Raw genomic sequence first — 13,871 nt, forward strand, 5'->3', positions numbered from 1 at the left:
TGTGCCGGGGTGGCGGAATTGGCAGACGCACAGGACTTAAAATCCTGCGGTAGGTGACTACCGTACCGGTTCGATCCCGGTCCTCGGCACCATTAATTGAAATGCCTGTACATAGAGAGTTCTGGATGACAGCGGTCATTGGCAGAGCTTTTTTTATTTTCTTCGGTATGGCAAGGAAGTGCCGTACGCTGTCATATCGCTTGATAAATGTAACGGAAGGGGAGGAAGCGGCTGTGGCGATACAGATTCAAGAAGACTGGGCAGCATTGCTGCATGATGAGATTAGGCAGCCCTATTTCAAGCAGCTATGGGGATGGTTGAAGCTTGAATACGAGCGTACGGTGGTATATCCGCCATTTGATCTTATCTTTTCGGCGCTCCATTATACTTCTTACGCGGACACGAAAGTGGTCATTGTAGGACAAGATCCGTATCATGGACCTGGACAAGCGCATGGATTGAGCTTCTCCGTGCAGCCGGGCGTGCGCATTCCGCCCTCGCTCGTGAACATGCTGAAGGAGAGCGCGAGCGATATCGGCACGACGATGCCGCAGCATGGCTGTCTCATACCTTGGGCGAAGCAAGGCGTGCTGATGCTCAATACAGTGCTGACCGTGCGCCAGGGGCAGGCGGCATCCCATCGCGGGATGGGGTGGGAGCGATTCACCGATCGTATTATTCAGTTGTTGAATGAGCGGGAAGAGCCGGTTGTCTTCGTGCTGTGGGGCTCCTTCGCCCAGGCGAAGCAATCCATGATCGATACGAGACGGCATGGAATCGTCAAAGGCCCGCATCCGAGCCCGTTGTCGGCACACCGTGGTTTTTTTGGCAGCCACCCCTTCTCGCAGGTCAATGAATGGCTGCGCTCGCGAGGAGAAACCGAGATCAATTGGCAGCTTCCTCCCGTTTCGGATATTCCGGCCGAAGATTTGCCGCAGATTGGATAACACGCCGGGAAGGAACGGAAGCCCTCTGTCTGGGATGGATGCGAATCCAACGGACAGAGAGCTTTTCCGCTAGGGGCGGACCGACTGGAGCAACGATATGGAAGCAACTAGCGGGGCAGGGATTTATAATATGTTGACAAGAGCCCTGCCCGATGATATACTATATCTATCGATGTGTTCTGATAGCTCAGTAGGGAGAGCACCATCTTGACAGGGTGGGGGTCGGCGGTTCGAGCCCGTCTCAGAACACCATACTATTTCCGACGATGTCCTTGAATATTCAAGGGCTTTTTTATATTTTTAGTCCTCTCACGGTTCAGGCCTCCCGCCTCGAGTTGTTCATTAAACAGTAATGTTCTCTAAGTGCCTCACTCTCTTATGGGCAGTATCCCAATGCAGGGAAGCGAAGTACTCTGTCTTGCCTCTTATGGCCAATATCCCAATAACGCAGGGAAGCAAAGTGCTCTGTGCCTGCCTCTTATGACCAGTATCCCAATAACGCAGGGAGCAAAGTACTCTGTCTGCCTCTTATGACCAGTATCCCAATAACGCAGGGAACAAAGTACTCTGTCTGCCTCTTATGACCAGTATCCCAATAACGCAGGGAAGCAAAGTGCTCTGTGCCTGCCTCTTATGACTAGTATCCCAATAAAGCAGGGAAGCAAAGTACTCTGTCTGCCTCTTATAGCCAGTATCCCAATAAAGCAGGGAAGCAAAGTACTCTGCCTGCCTCTTATGACCAGTATCCCAATAAAGCAGGGAAGCAAAGTACTCTGCCTGCCTCTTATGACCAGTATCCCAACAACATAGGGAAGTGAAGTCTCCCTATCTGCCTTTTATAAGTAGTACTCCCACTACTCAGGAAAGGTGACTTGTTGGGCTCCTGGTAGGTTGAGGGCTTCATTGCAAGGTAATGTGGGAACCTGACTCATTGGGAGAATGAGCATAAGGACACCAGCGATGGCCACCCTGAGTCAACGGGAGATTGTGCAAAAGAACGAGAAACAGACCACCCTGAGCCAATGGGAAATGAGCAAAAGAACGAGAAAAACTACCTGAGTCACTGGGAGAACGGTCGAAAGCACCGAACAGACCACTTGACCACAAAAGTAATGGAAGTGATGCGGCAGCGTCACGGGAACCGATAAGGCATAAAGAGGTGCGATGAGCGAAGGGGAGAATACTTAAAAGGCTAAGAGCAAGCATCCAAGACGGCGATGGGATAGGGAAGAGGTGCTCATACATCAGGCCATTCGAAGGACGAAAGGAACGGAGCGATATCTGGGAGAGCAGGTTTAAAAGCATAGGGTTCAGGGGAAAATGCCAATAGTGATTTTTCAAGTTGCGGAGCATTCGGAGGTATTACGGATGAATAATCGCATGCAGTGGCTGGTCTTTATGGCAGCGCTGCTGAGTGTCCTATTGGTTGCTGTCGGCTGTACCGCCTGGGCTCGCGGCGCGGCTCCCTTGCCACAGCCGGATCGTCTTGGACCGTCTACTCCCGTTATTCAACAGGATGTGTACGGAACAGGCGTCCGGGCCCGTGTCTACTCGCCTTAACCGAGAGCCAGACAGAAGGCCTTGTTCCGGTCCAGAAATTCTACTTTCTGCGGCGCGGGAACAAGGCCGTTATTGTGATGATTAGGGCTTGGCGACGGCGCCGCTGCCGCCCTGCTCTTCTTCACGGGCTTGATCGGTATCAAGGAATGTCGTCTCCTCTTCCCATCTGCGGGAATAGGCCTTCTTGGTGACGAACAGACATAACCAAATCGTAAGAATGAAGAAAATGACCGATACAATAATGGTGACCATTATTGAATTCAATGCGTTCCCTCCTTCAAATCGCTGTGAGATGGATCACAACTAACTATACATGAAATCTAATTTTTTGTATAATGATATCTTATCTAAAACCGAAAAATTGTGCATAATTTTGACAATTGGTTGACAAGTGAGGAAGGTGCAGCTATGGCAGCAGAAGTGATTGAAGTAAAATCCGAAGGACAGCTTCAGCAATGTTTGGAAATTCGCAAGGAAGTATTTGTGGAAGAGCAGCAGGTCCCGCTGGAAGAAGAGATTGATGAGTTGGATCACCTGGATGCGGAAAGCAATCATATCCTCATAACGGTAGACGGACAAGTCGCGGCGACCGGGCGGATTAAATGGCTGGATGAGACGACAGCGAAAATGCAGCGAATCGCTGTATTGAAGCCATTCCGCGGGAGCGGGATCGGCCGTTCGCTCATGGTTGCGCTGGAGCAGCTTGCCCGTTCCATGGGAGCGGAGAAGAGCGTGTTGGACGGGCAGTGCCAGGCGGAAGGATTTTACCACTCTCTTGGCTATGTGACCGTATCGGAAGAGCCATTCTATGATGCAGGCATTTTGCATGTCCGCATGGAGAAGAAGTTGTAATACTCCCCAGGTCTCCGGGCAAGCTAAGATGGTCTGCTTGATGCAGAACATCTTCTTCAGGAGGCGCAGCGAATGGACAATCGAGAGATGATCGTAGCGGTGCAAAAGAACGGGGATGGCGATCTGACCGCATTCCAGACAAGCACAGGAAGACAGCTGTCCTACGAACAGGCTCTGAATGAGGTTCAGGCGGGGAACATTGCCGGGGTCAATGTCTTCAAGGGCAGAGATGGAGGGATGTATCTGCGCGGCGACGCAGATGGGGACCCGACGAATAATTTGGATAATCTGCCGCTGTTCTGATAGGAGGAACGGCAGGGCAATAAAACACCGGCAAGCGGTGCGCGACTGCGCTGCTTGCCGGTGTTGTGTCTGTTATGGAATCTCCATCCATTCTTGCTGCTTCACGAACCTCATTCGCCCCGTCTTGCCTTCGAAGGCATCCCGCTCATCTCCATAATGCATCAGCCACAGCCTTTCCTGAATGAAATCCGGCAAGGTGAGCAGATCGTCAAGTCCCGCATGTACCTCGGCTTTACCGAGCAGTTGACAATCGTGGAAGATGGTCATTACTCCTTGCTTCTCAACGAGCCAACGGAGCAGATCGGGCTGGAACTGCATATCCGCGCTGTAAAAAAACGTGTCATTGAACAGAAAGGAGAAGCTTCGTTTCCCGGGAATGTGAGGGGTCTCCAGCAGCTTCACCTTCAGACCGGACAGTAGCTTCAATGTCTGGCCAGGTTCTATCGGATGCACCTCAAACGCATCCTCCAGGCAAGTCAAGCCCTCTTGCGTCAGCCCCCCCTTGAGCGTATGCTCCCAGAGCGGACCAACGAGCGGGGCGGCGATGAACAGCTTCGGCTTGCGATGGTACCGGAATTTCATCTGGAATGCGTATTCCTCCAGCCCGCCCACATGATCACCATGAATATGACTGATGAGGACTCCGTCCAATTCATCGAAGGATACGCCCAAATGATATAGAGCTTGCGGCGCGGTGATACCGCAGTCCACCAGCAGCTTGCCGGTTTTCGTATATATTAACGCATTATTATTAAAATATTTTTTGGCGAAGGCACTTCCTGTGCCAATCATTTGTATGCGCAGTGTCATCCAATCCCTCCGTAACCGTCTGTCCCCAAATTGTCAGCATGATTTTGCTTTTACTCTAACACCTGCATCGCCAATTCACAAGTCAACGGGCGGGCAGCAGCAGAGAAAGCGGGAACGGGGCGCCGGAAAAACACCGGAAACGAAAGGTTTTTTCCGCAACTCTCCATGCTCAGCCGAGTATAACTTAACAACAAAGCAGTTGGAGGTATCGCGATGAATTGCAGAAGAATCGTAGCATTGGCTCTGCTCGGTACCATCATGAGCGGGACATTCGCATCGGCACAAATATCGGCACAAGAGGCTGGACCGACTGTCGTGCAGGGGGAGAAAGTCCAGGTCGTGATGAATGGAAGCACGCTTCAGGATGGGGGTATTATGTTTGAGGGACGGGCGTTTTTGTCCATACGCCAATTGAGTGACGCGCTGCAGGCGTTCGTCACTTGGGATGATGCCAGCAAGAAGGTTGTCATCGACAAGCCCAATGTGGATTTGCTGTTATTTAAGGATAATTCATTGTTCGGCAAGGTTCCGACAGGCAAGACTTCTTTTACCGTGTTGGCTCAGATCGACAGTCTGACCACGCCAGTGGACACGATAAAGTTCACGATTACCGATCCCAAAGGAAACAAGACAGACATTCAGGAGTCACCCGTCGAAGATAATAAGGAAGATAACTTCTGGTTCCGCACGAATGAATTCAAGTACGATTTCAAGACGAAGGGCGACTATCTGATCTCCTGCTATCTGAAGCAGAAGAACGGGGAATATACGCTGGTCTCGCAGAAAAAGCTCCCGACTGTCTAATGCGCCAGTTCTATTGGCTTCCCAATAATATGAAGCTATGAACGGATCATCCGCCGTCTACATACCAGACATCGCTCCTGCTTCGTTGACCTGACCTTCAGAAAGTGGTACGATACGGAAGTGTAACCAACACATTACCTGAAAACAAAGGAGATTCACGCATGAGCGAACATCAACATAATCATGACCATGACTGTGGCTGCGGACATGATCACGAACATGACGAATTGGTCGTTACACTGGTAGATGAAGAGGGCAATGAGATCGATATGGCTCTCGTTGAGACGTTCAATGTAGGCGAGCAAGTATACGCTCTGTTGCTGGAACGCAACAATCCGGAAGCGGATGGCATCATTGTGCGCGTAGACGAAGAGGATGAAGATATGGTACTGAATCCGATCGAAGACGACGAGGAATGGGAGCGCGTCCAGCAAGCCTACGATCAAATGGTTGCTTCTCAGGAAGACTAATCTGAACAAAGCAGTTCTTCAGCGGCAGGTCCGTTGAAGACGATGAAGCTCCGAGCGGCCGCTCGGAGCTTTTTTGCTGCTATCACGTATGTAATCTGCCGTTGTTGCTCGGAATTATTTCCGTGGATTGAAGTACATGGTCCTGCCGTTGAACAAGGTTAATTCAGCCTTCCATTTCTTGGCTAAATATTTGCATAGCTCGTTGCCTTTCGATTTGTCCCCATGGGTGGCCCCTTCCGGGAGGACGACCTGGATGTGGGAGCGGGGCGGATCTCCCTCCTTCGTCCCGGTGCCGAACACGATATAATGATATTGGGGAGAGGTTCCCTTCAGGTAGAACCAATGGTCCTCCTGTTCAGGCTTCGTCTCGATCGTATACGGGAACGCGGCGTCGGCGTATTCCCATCCCAATTGCTCTCCGGTCAAGCTGGTCTGGTGTCGGTAACTGAGGAGCTGTTCTTTCAGTTCATCCAGTGTGACGGATGGTACGGCCGATCCTTCCACAAATGTAATGAATGCGCTTTGGCTCATCCTTCCACCTCCATGCAACCTCGGATCATCCTCATCATATCATCGCGCCCACGCGTTGGCAATATTTACATGAGGTATCGGAAATAGCCGATCTGTTCCTATTCCATACAGGACAAGCCGCCCATTGCTGGACGGCCTGCTGCTTTAAAAGATCGCGGTTTCTTCCACGATGACTTTGACGTATTCTATATTTCGGTCTTCCGGACCTTTGACAGGCAATCCGATGTCGACGTGGTCCCGGATGTAATCGATATTTTGCTGCGAAATGACCTCGCCCGGCAGGAGAATCGGAATTCCAGGCGGATAAACATAAATAAACTCGGCAATAATGCGTCCAGCAGACTCCTTGAACGGGACGACTTCCGTATCGGCATAGAACGCATCCCGCGGAATGAGCGAGAGCTGCGGTATTTCCGGAATTTTAACGATGAGCTCCTGCACTTCGTTTTTCTCGAAATGCGTTGCAGACAGCTCTCGGAGAGCATCCAGCAGCGTCGCTATCGTTTCCTTGGAATCGCCTGGCGTCACGAGGCACAAGATATTGTACATATCGCTAAGCTCTACTTCAAGCTGGTAATGATCCCGGAGCCAATTTTCCGTCTCGTAGCCTGTGATGCCTAGATGGCGCACATGAATGGTCAGCTTGGTCGGATCGAAATCATAGGTCGCTTCGCCGCCAAGAATGTCTTCCCCGAAGCAGTACAAGCCCGGAATCGTATTGATCTGCACTCTCGCTTCCTCAGCCAGCTCAATGGTCCGCTCCGCGATCGCGTGGCCGTTCAGGGCCAGATTGCGGCGGGACGTATCCAGAGAAGCGAGCAGCAAGTAAGAAGTCGAAGTCGTTGTCAGCATGCTGAATATGGTCTGGACCCGGTACGGATTGACAAGCCCGTTCTTGACATTGATGTTGAGAACCGAGCTCTGAGTCATGGAGCCTCCCAGCTTGTGAACGCTGGTCGCCGCCATATCCGCGCCCGCTTCCATCGCCGATATCGGCAGCTTCTCATGGAAGTGAATCAGGACGCCGTGAGCTTCATCGACCAGCACCGGCACGTCGTAGGAATGGGCCAGGTCGACAATCTCCTTCAAATTGGCGCAAATGCCAAAATAGGTTGGATTGATGACCAGGACCGCTTTTGCATCCGGGTGCTTCTCCAGCGCGCGGCGGACCGAACGGGTCGTGATGCCGTGATCGATGCCGAGATTGGCGTCCCTTGCCGGCGATACGAACACCGGGCGCGCCCCGGCGAAAATAATGGCCGTCATAATCGATTTATGGATATTGCGAGGCACGATAATTTTGTCGCCAGGTGAACAGACGGACATAATCATCGTTATGATGGCCCCGCTTGTGCCCTGTACGCTGAAATACGTATAATCTGCGCCGAAGGCATCCGCAGCCAAGGCTTGCGCTTCGGCGATGACGGCTGTCGGCTGGTGCAGATCGTCCAGCGGAGCAATGTTGATCAGATCTATGGAGAAGGCATTATCTCCGAGAAAGTCCCGGAATTCGGCATCGCTGCCGGCGCCTTTTTTGTGTCCCGGAATATGAAATTGAACCGGATTCCGGGCGGCATGCTCCTTCAAAGCGGTAAAAAGAGGTGTCCGATGGTGGTTCATCGCCGTAATCACAACCTTTCTTGCTGAAAATGCAGATATGTCTGCGTACCTTGACGCAAACAATGATAAGTTTAACAAAAACGTTTCGGAATGCAAGCAGTTTTTCAGGGATGCGGAAGAGTGTGACATTTGTCGCATTTTAGTCATTTTCGTTGATTACCAATTATGTTAGGATGAACGTATACATAGGAGGGAACTGTCTCATGAAAAAACAAATGACTGTCGTCGTGCTCATGCTGATGATGGTATTTATCGGATTCGGCATCGTCATTCCGGTTCTGCCGATGATGATTACCGATGCCGGCGCGAGTGAAGTGCATCTGGGGCTGATGCTCTCGCTGTACTCGCTCGTATCCTTTATTCTGTCCCCATTGTGGGGAGCGCTATCAGAAAAAGTAGGCAGACGCCCGATCATCCTCATCGGAACGCTGGGCTTCAGCGCCAGTTACGCGCTGTTCGGCCTGGCGGACGGCTCTCTGTGGATGATGTATGCCTCGCGCTTGCTCGGAGGCTTGTTCTCTGGTGCGGTGACAGCCGTCATCGTCGCATACGTTGCTGACATTACGCCGCCGGAGCGGCGGACGAAGGGAATGGCGATGGTCGGAATGGCGATCGGTCTCGGCTTCACGTTCGGTCCTGCATTCGGGGGCATTATAAGCAAGCTCGGACATAACGCGCCCTTTTTTGCCGCATCGGCGTTGACGCTGCTGACCTGCTTGCTCGGCTTCGCCCTGCTGCAGGAATCGCTGCCGAAGGAGAAGCGGATGCAGCCGAGCGAGGCGGCGCCTTCCCGCTGGACGGCCTTTACCGGCATGATGAAATATTTGTATGTGCTGTCCTTCTTCGTGACCTTTACGCTAGCAGGGCTGGAGTCCACCTTGCTCTATTTCCAGGCGGTCCGCATTCCGGATATTACGGCCGTTGACATCGGCTTCATGTTCTTCTACTGCGGCCTCGCCGGCGCGCTTGTACAGGGCGGAATTGTGAGACGTTATATTAAGAACGGAGCGGAAAAGAAGACGATCGGCGCCGGGCTGGTCATTTCCGCGCTCGGCTTTTTCCTCCTGCTGCTGTCATCGAACATGGTGAACGCGACAATATTTTTATGCGTCTTCGGAATCGGCAATGCGCTGATCCGGCCATGCGTCACATCCCTCATCACGCAGAAGACGACGGTCAGCCAGGGGGTCGCGTCGGGTCTCAATTCATCCATGGACAGCTTCGGCCGCATCGCCGGACCGCTGCTGGCCGTTGCCATCTTCAAATGGAACGCCAATCTGCCTTATATCATCGGCGGCATCTTGTGCTTGGCGGCCATCGGCTTGCTCGTTCGCTTCTCGGTGGCGGAACGGGCGAAGGCCTCTGCCGGAACTTCCATTTAGTCCCTCCATCTTGGACGGCTCACAAGATTGGACGCAAGGATACAATAAGGGTGATTCTCCCGCATGAAGCGCGCGGGGGAATCACCCTTTTCTCTGTGCTCCGGCTTGTCCTGTTAGCCATTGCCGCCGTAGTGGAGAAGTTGAGCTGGGGCTACGCCTCCAGCGCCAGCTTGTACAGCGGCATCAGCGCCGTCAGCGTGCCCCGGGCCAGCGCCATGAACGCTTCGCCGTCGGAGAGCACTGGATCGTGCGCGGCGATGTTCCGCCCAACGAGCCATTCCGCCTGCTTGACGTCACGGAAGCGGACAAGCATCTTCTTCAATTCCTCATCGCTGATATCGCTGACGCGGACGTTGTCTTTTTTCATATGATCCATCGAGATGACGAAGTCGGCCGGGACAAGCGAGCGGAACCGCTTCGTATCGTTCAGCATCATGCTCGCGATATTGCGCTTGTTCGCCACTTCATAGATGAAGGCCAGCCAGATGAACACATGGTCATCGAACAGTCCGACCTGGAAATGGGGCAGCGACTTGTAGCCGCGCTTGTTCGGACCGATGGCGAGCCACGTGTCCTTCGGCGGATTGACCGTGCGCCGGGCATGCTTCGCGATATGTAAAAACATCTCTTGGCCGCTCTGCACAGCGGCATCGCCGACAAGCTCTTCGCCTATCGCTTGGAACTTGGGCTGGATATGTTCGCGGATTCCTTCCATGCGAGCTTCGAGTCCTTCGGTACGGAAGACCTGGAAGTCGGCTGCGTTAAATCCGGTAAATGAAATGCTCATCGTTATCGTTCCTTTCGTGCCGGTGTAAGCCGATTATACCATAATCTGCACCAACTTGAGCGGCGCGAGCAATTCGAGTCAATAACCAAGTTACCGAATCATATGATGGAGTATACGATATCGTAAGGAGGGATTGCCGTGAACCGCAGTGATGAGGTGGAGTACCGGAATCTGGAGCTGCGCTTTGACCGCCGGCAAATCCAAAACCTCATTCGGGATCTGATACAGGAGGGCTATTCCTTGTATTGGAGCGAGAATGAGACATTGTTTATCGTGTCTATCCGAACGGGGCGGAAGCTGGTCAAATTGCGTTTTCAGCGCTTGCAGGATCGGTTCAAGCTGGTAGGCGATTATACGATTCGGGACGAGAAATTATCCGAGTTCATGGAGCGAATGATCGGGCATGTGCGCGGCCATGCGGTCGTGCGGCGATGCAAGGATAGACAGGTGCTGGTCGAAAATATTATGTTCGGCGAACGGATTCGCCTCGTGGAAATATGCGGACCCGAGCAGCGGGTGCTGTACCAGAAGCGGCCGGTCATTACCATGGAGGAAATGGCGCAGGCCTTCGCGTCGACGCAGGCGGAGGAACGGATGAGCGAGCTTCGGCTGGAGATTGATTATGCCCTCTCGGAATTGCACGAAGCGATGCGAACGAACGATGCGGAGAAGGCGGCGGAGTGCAAGGAACGGCTGGAGATTCTGCGCCGGGAGATGATTCAGCTGGAATGGTAATGTTGCGCTGCAGCCTTCGGCGGCCGGACACCCAATACCCCATATACACCCTTCCTTCCGCAAGATTTATATGGGGCGGAATGTTGCAGGGTGTATTCCTGTGCGGTACAATAGGCGTAATGTTACGCTATATCAAATTATAGATAAAGGGTGGAAGGACCATATGACGAAGAATCAAATTGGTGTCATCGGCCTTGCCGTAATGGGCAAAAATTTGGCGCTTAATATTGAAAGCCGCGGGTTCGCCGTATCTGTCTACAACCGTTCACGCGAGAAGACCGATGCGCTTCTGCAAGAGGCCGCAGGCAAGCAGTTGACGGGTACATATACCATTGAAGAATTCGTGGATTCCCTGGCTGTGCCGCGCAAGATCTTGATTATGGTTCAAGCGGGACAAGCTACCGATGCGACGATCGAACAGCTTCTGCCTCATCTCGATCAAGGGGATATTATTATTGACGGCGGGAATGCCCACTTCCCGGACACTCAGCGCCGCAGCAAATATTTGGAGGAAAAAGGCTTCCGCTTTATCGGAGCGGGCGTATCCGGCGGGGAAGAAGGAGCTTTGAAGGGGCCTGCGATTATGCCGGGCGGCCAGGAGAGTGCTTACAAGCTGGTGGAGCCGATTCTGACCTCCATCTCGGCCAAGGTCAACGGGGATCCTTGCTGCACATATATCGGACCGGACGGAGCGGGCCACTATGTCAAGATGGTTCACAACGGCATCGAGTACGGCGACATGCAGCTGATCTGCGAAGCGTACCATCTGTTGACGACAGTGCTTGGCGTTGATACGAAGGAGCTTCATTCCATCTTCACGGAATGGAACAACGGGGAGCTTGACAGCTACCTGATTGAGATTACGGCCGATATCTTCTCGAAATATGACGAAGAGACAGGCAAGCCGATGGTGGACATCATTCTTGACTCCGCCGGGCAAAAGGGCACGGGCAAATGGACAAGCCAAAGCGCGCTGGATCTTGGCGTGCCGCTGTCGATGATTACGGAATCGGTATTTTCCCGCTTCCTGTCCGCCTTGAAGGAAGAGCGCGTCGCGGCGAGCAAGGTGCTGCAAGGTCCGGCTTCCAAGCCATTCACGGGCGACAAGGCCGAATTTATCGAGAATGTGCGCAAGGCGCTCTATACAAGCAAGATCGTATCGTACGCACAGGGCTTCGCCCAAATGCGCGCCGCATCCGACGAATTTGGCTGGAATCTGCGCTATGGCGATATCGCGATGATTTTCCGGGGCGGCTGCATTATCCGCTCCCGCTTCCTGCATAACATCAAGGAAGCGTATGACCGGGATCCGGAGCTCAAGAATCTGCTGCTTGACCCTTACTTCAAAAATATTGTGGAAAGTTACCAGGATGCTTGGCGTCAAGTGGTTGCTGCGGCAGTCGCTTACGGCGTGCCGGTGCCGGGCTTCGCGAGCGCGCTCGCTTACTTCGACAGCTACCGCACAGAGCGGCTGCCTGCGAACCTGCTTCAAGCACAGCGCGATTACTTCGGCGCTCATACGTTCAAGCGCGTCGATAAGGAAGGAACCTTCCACTATAACTGGTTGTCCGAATAAGGCATCATAACGCCGGGCCCGCGTGGGCCCGGCGTTATTTACGGATTGCCATCCTGGTCCAGAAGCCCGTATGTTGCTTCGGCCAAATATTGGCGAATATGTTCCGATTTCTCGCTGAAGCTTACACCGCGAATGAGAAGCAGAGAAATTTCAGCGAAATAGCGGAAGTTTTGCAGAATCCGTTCCGGACCGAGACGGGCCCATGCTTCATCCTTCTCGGTAAGCTTGCTTTTCACGAAGTTCAATACCCACACGATGTCTTCTCTGCACAGAGGATGCTGCGTGTCCATAATACGGGCCATACGGGCGGATACGCTGCGCTGTGCGGAATGGGATTCCGGGGAGGGCAAGGTGGACATGCCGATTCACTCCTACGCGGCCTCTTCGATTGCCGATGATGCTTGTACCTTTCGATCAGGCAAGATGCATTATACCGGCTCAAGGCGCACAACATTCTTATAATCATCATCTTTATGTCGAAGGCGGTGATTTTATACATGGCGCCATTGTCGAACGGAAGATACGTATGCTATCATATGGGAAGTTTACGCCAGCAGGACGGAGGATAGCAGCATGAGCAATCGATCGATTGTACTTATCGGATTTATGGGAACCGGCAAATCAACCGTCGGCGCACGGTTGGCCGAGCAGTTGAAGCTTCGCTTCCGCGATCTGGACGAGGAGATTGTCAGCCGGACGGGACAGTCGATTCCCGATATTTTCGCGGAGCGGGGGGAGGCTTATTTCCGGGAGCAGGAGGGACGGATTCTCTCGCTGCTGCTGGAGGAGGAGGTTCCTCAGATTATCGCTACCGGCGGCGGGGCCGTCTTGAAGGAAGAGAACCGGAAGCGCATGAAGGAGCAGGCCACCGTGATTCATCTGACAGCAGAGGAGGCGACGATCGTGGAGCGGGTCCGCCAGGACCGGAACCGTCCGCTGCTGCAGGGCGATGTGGAGGAGCGGGTTCGCCGCTTGATGGCGGAGCGCCGCGGGCTGTACGACTTCGCTCATCTATGCGTGCCGACGGACAGCGAGTCCGTGGAACAATTGTGCGCCCGAATCCTCGTTTATATGGAACGGAACTAGTCCTCGGATTCCAGCTCGGTCCAGGAGAGCATGCCGCCTTCCAGATTCACGGCATTGTCCCTGCCGAGGTGCTGCAAATATTCGCACACGCGCTCGCTGCGGTAGCCGCTGCGGCAGATGAAGATGGTCTCTTCCGCCGGCTCGATCTCTTGAAGCCGTTCCGGAATCTCGTTCATCGGAATATGCTTGGCGCCGGGAATCATGCCTAGGGCAACTTCCTCATCCTCGCGCACATCGATCATGTTTAATGCTTCGCCGCGCTGCAGCCGGCTTCTCAGCACTGCGGCCTCGATCGTTTTGATGGGTGTCATTCGGGAACAAGCATCCTTTCTTCATGGAATGATTGAGTCGTCCTAGCTCATCTGAGCCAGGCGCTCAGTGAATATTATCATTATTATACGTTTAAAT

At 53.1% G+C, this 13,871-nt stretch carries 17 protein-coding genes and 2 tRNA genes; 12 read left to right on the plus strand and 7 right to left on the minus strand.

Annotated features, from left to right (window positions below):
* The first annotated feature begins 3 nt into the window (after positions 1-3).
* From NNL35_RS12605 to NNL35_RS12620, 4 genes are all read left to right on the plus strand, one after another.
* Positions 4-92: transfer RNA gene (locus tag NNL35_RS12605), tRNA-Leu, on the plus strand.
* Positions 93-233: 141 nt separating this feature from the next.
* Positions 234-947: a uracil-DNA glycosylase gene (gene ung, locus NNL35_RS12610; RefSeq protein ID WP_006675671.1), complete on the plus strand. Its 714-nt coding sequence runs from the start codon at positions 234-236 to the stop codon at positions 945-947.
* A 176-nt stretch (positions 948-1,123) separates the two neighbouring features.
* Positions 1,124-1,199, plus strand: a tRNA-Val gene (locus tag NNL35_RS12615).
* Positions 1,200-2,315: 1,116 nt separating this feature from the next.
* Positions 2,316-2,507, plus strand: a complete 192-nt coding sequence (locus NNL35_RS12620) for a hypothetical protein (protein WP_006680031.1) — start codon at positions 2,316-2,318, stop codon at positions 2,505-2,507.
* 81 nt (positions 2,508-2,588) lie between these two features.
* Here NNL35_RS12620 and NNL35_RS12625 read toward each other — a convergent pair whose 3' ends face one another.
* Positions 2,589-2,771 carry a hypothetical protein gene (locus NNL35_RS12625; RefSeq protein ID WP_138985683.1) on the minus strand — a complete coding sequence of 61 codons (183 nt, stop codon included), beginning with the start codon at positions 2,769-2,771 and terminating at the stop codon, positions 2,589-2,591.
* A gap of 144 nt (positions 2,772-2,915) precedes the next feature.
* Here NNL35_RS12625 and NNL35_RS12630 point away from each other — a divergent pair, with 144 nt between their 5' ends.
* Positions 2,916-3,359 carry a GNAT family N-acetyltransferase gene (locus NNL35_RS12630; protein ID WP_006680032.1) on the plus strand — a complete coding sequence of 148 codons (444 nt, stop codon included), beginning with the start codon at positions 2,916-2,918 and terminating at the stop codon, positions 3,357-3,359.
* 72 nt (positions 3,360-3,431) lie between these two features.
* Positions 3,432-3,662: a DUF3892 domain-containing protein gene (locus NNL35_RS12635; RefSeq protein ID WP_006680033.1), complete on the plus strand. Its 231-nt coding sequence runs from the start codon at positions 3,432-3,434 to the stop codon at positions 3,660-3,662.
* A gap of 72 nt (positions 3,663-3,734) precedes the next feature.
* On the opposite strand, the gene NNL35_RS12640 is transcribed toward NNL35_RS12635, so the two are convergent.
* Positions 3,735-4,472, minus strand: a complete 738-nt coding sequence (locus tag NNL35_RS12640) for an MBL fold metallo-hydrolase (RefSeq protein ID WP_006680034.1) — start codon at positions 4,470-4,472, stop codon at positions 3,735-3,737.
* 213 nt (positions 4,473-4,685) lie between these two features.
* Here NNL35_RS12640 and NNL35_RS12645 point away from each other — a divergent pair, with 213 nt between their 5' ends.
* Both NNL35_RS12645 and NNL35_RS12650 read left to right on the plus strand, forming a co-directional pair.
* The gene (locus NNL35_RS12645; protein ID WP_006680035.1) at positions 4,686-5,276 is read left to right on the plus strand and encodes a stalk domain-containing protein; all 591 of its coding nucleotides are present in this window, start codon (positions 4,686-4,688) and stop codon (positions 5,274-5,276) included.
* Positions 5,277-5,437: 161 nt separating this feature from the next.
* A complete protein-coding gene (locus NNL35_RS12650) occupies positions 5,438-5,746 on the plus strand; it encodes a DUF1292 domain-containing protein (RefSeq protein WP_006680036.1) in 309 nt (102 codons plus the stop codon).
* Between the two features lie 114 nt (positions 5,747-5,860).
* On the opposite strand, the gene NNL35_RS12655 is transcribed toward NNL35_RS12650, so the two are convergent.
* Positions 5,861-6,277, minus strand: a complete 417-nt coding sequence (locus NNL35_RS12655) for a DUF1885 family protein (RefSeq protein ID WP_006680037.1) — start codon at positions 6,275-6,277, stop codon at positions 5,861-5,863.
* A gap of 144 nt (positions 6,278-6,421) precedes the next feature.
* Positions 6,422-7,897 carry an aminotransferase class I/II-fold pyridoxal phosphate-dependent enzyme gene (locus tag NNL35_RS12660; RefSeq protein ID WP_006680038.1) on the minus strand — a complete coding sequence of 492 codons (1,476 nt, stop codon included), beginning with the start codon at positions 7,895-7,897 and terminating at the stop codon, positions 6,422-6,424.
* A 203-nt stretch (positions 7,898-8,100) separates the two neighbouring features.
* On the opposite strand from NNL35_RS12660, the gene NNL35_RS12665 reads away from it, so the two are divergent.
* Positions 8,101-9,279 carry an MFS transporter gene (locus NNL35_RS12665; RefSeq protein WP_006680039.1) on the plus strand — a complete coding sequence of 393 codons (1,179 nt, stop codon included), beginning with the start codon at positions 8,101-8,103 and terminating at the stop codon, positions 9,277-9,279.
* Positions 9,280-9,430: 151 nt separating this feature from the next.
* Here the strand turns inward: NNL35_RS12665 and NNL35_RS12670 are convergent, their stop codons facing one another.
* Positions 9,431-10,066 carry a YktB family protein gene (locus NNL35_RS12670; protein ID WP_006680040.1) on the minus strand — a complete coding sequence of 212 codons (636 nt, stop codon included), beginning with the start codon at positions 10,064-10,066 and terminating at the stop codon, positions 9,431-9,433.
* Between the two features lie 138 nt (positions 10,067-10,204).
* On the opposite strand from NNL35_RS12670, the gene NNL35_RS12675 reads away from it, so the two are divergent.
* Both NNL35_RS12675 and gndA read left to right on the plus strand, forming a co-directional pair.
* Positions 10,205-10,801 (plus strand): hypothetical protein, encoded by a 597-nt coding sequence (locus NNL35_RS12675; protein ID WP_006680041.1) that lies wholly within the window; start codon positions 10,205-10,207, stop codon positions 10,799-10,801.
* 163 nt (positions 10,802-10,964) lie between these two features.
* On the plus strand, positions 10,965-12,377 hold the full coding sequence (gndA, locus tag NNL35_RS12680; protein ID WP_006680042.1) for an NADP-dependent phosphogluconate dehydrogenase: 1,413 nt from the start codon (positions 10,965-10,967) through the stop codon (positions 12,375-12,377).
* A 38-nt stretch (positions 12,378-12,415) separates the two neighbouring features.
* Here the strand turns inward: gndA and NNL35_RS12685 are convergent, their stop codons facing one another.
* Positions 12,416-12,736 (minus strand): hypothetical protein, encoded by a 321-nt coding sequence (locus NNL35_RS12685; RefSeq protein WP_006680043.1) that lies wholly within the window; start codon positions 12,734-12,736, stop codon positions 12,416-12,418.
* 214 nt (positions 12,737-12,950) lie between these two features.
* Between NNL35_RS12685 and NNL35_RS12690 the strand changes: the two genes are divergently transcribed.
* Positions 12,951-13,463: a shikimate kinase gene (locus NNL35_RS12690; RefSeq protein ID WP_006680044.1), complete on the plus strand. Its 513-nt coding sequence runs from the start codon at positions 12,951-12,953 to the stop codon at positions 13,461-13,463.
* On the opposite strand, the gene NNL35_RS12695 is transcribed toward NNL35_RS12690, so the two are convergent.
* Positions 13,460-13,774 (minus strand): rhodanese-like domain-containing protein, encoded by a 315-nt coding sequence (locus NNL35_RS12695; RefSeq protein WP_006680045.1) that lies wholly within the window; start codon positions 13,772-13,774, stop codon positions 13,460-13,462. The two genes, NNL35_RS12690 and NNL35_RS12695, sit on opposite strands and share 4 nt — an antisense overlap.
* Positions 13,775-13,871: the final 97 nt, after the last annotated feature.

The organism is Paenibacillus dendritiformis (assembly GCF_945605565.1).
Lineage (GTDB): Bacteria > Bacillota > Bacilli > Paenibacillales > Paenibacillaceae > Paenibacillus_B > Paenibacillus_B dendritiformis_A.

Excerpts from the sequence above, each read along its gene's own strand:
- NNL35_RS12620 (WP_006680031.1), top strand. The coding sequence starts at position 2,316 with ATGAATAATCGCATGCAGTGGCTGGTCTTTATGGCAGCGCTGCTGAGT.
- NNL35_RS12630 (WP_006680032.1), top strand. The coding sequence starts at position 2,916 with ATGGCAGCAGAAGTGATTGAAGTAAAATCCGAAGGACAGCTTCAGCAA.
- NNL35_RS12635 (WP_006680033.1), top strand. The coding sequence starts at position 3,432 with ATGGACAATCGAGAGATGATCGTAGCGGTGCAAAAGAACGGGGATGGC.
- NNL35_RS12640 (WP_006680034.1), bottom strand. The coding sequence starts at position 4,472 with ATGACACTGCGCATACAAATGATTGGCACAGGAAGTGCCTTCGCCAAA.
- NNL35_RS12645 (WP_006680035.1), top strand. The coding sequence starts at position 4,686 with ATGAATTGCAGAAGAATCGTAGCATTGGCTCTGCTCGGTACCATCATG.
- NNL35_RS12650 (WP_006680036.1), top strand. The coding sequence starts at position 5,438 with ATGAGCGAACATCAACATAATCATGACCATGACTGTGGCTGCGGACAT.
- NNL35_RS12655 (WP_006680037.1), bottom strand. The coding sequence starts at position 6,277 with ATGAGCCAAAGCGCATTCATTACATTTGTGGAAGGATCGGCCGTACCA.
- NNL35_RS12660 (WP_006680038.1), bottom strand. The coding sequence starts at position 7,897 with ATGAACCACCATCGGACACCTCTTTTTACCGCTTTGAAGGAGCATGCC.
- NNL35_RS12665 (WP_006680039.1), top strand. The coding sequence starts at position 8,101 with ATGAAAAAACAAATGACTGTCGTCGTGCTCATGCTGATGATGGTATTT.
- NNL35_RS12670 (WP_006680040.1), bottom strand. The coding sequence starts at position 10,066 with ATGAGCATTTCATTTACCGGATTTAACGCAGCCGACTTCCAGGTCTTC.
- gndA (WP_006680042.1), top strand. The coding sequence starts at position 10,965 with ATGACGAAGAATCAAATTGGTGTCATCGGCCTTGCCGTAATGGGCAAA.
- NNL35_RS12685 (WP_006680043.1), bottom strand. The coding sequence starts at position 12,736 with ATGTCCACCTTGCCCTCCCCGGAATCCCATTCCGCACAGCGCAGCGTA.
- NNL35_RS12690 (WP_006680044.1), top strand. The coding sequence starts at position 12,951 with ATGAGCAATCGATCGATTGTACTTATCGGATTTATGGGAACCGGCAAA.
- NNL35_RS12695 (WP_006680045.1), bottom strand. The coding sequence starts at position 13,774 with ATGACACCCATCAAAACGATCGAGGCCGCAGTGCTGAGAAGCCGGCTG.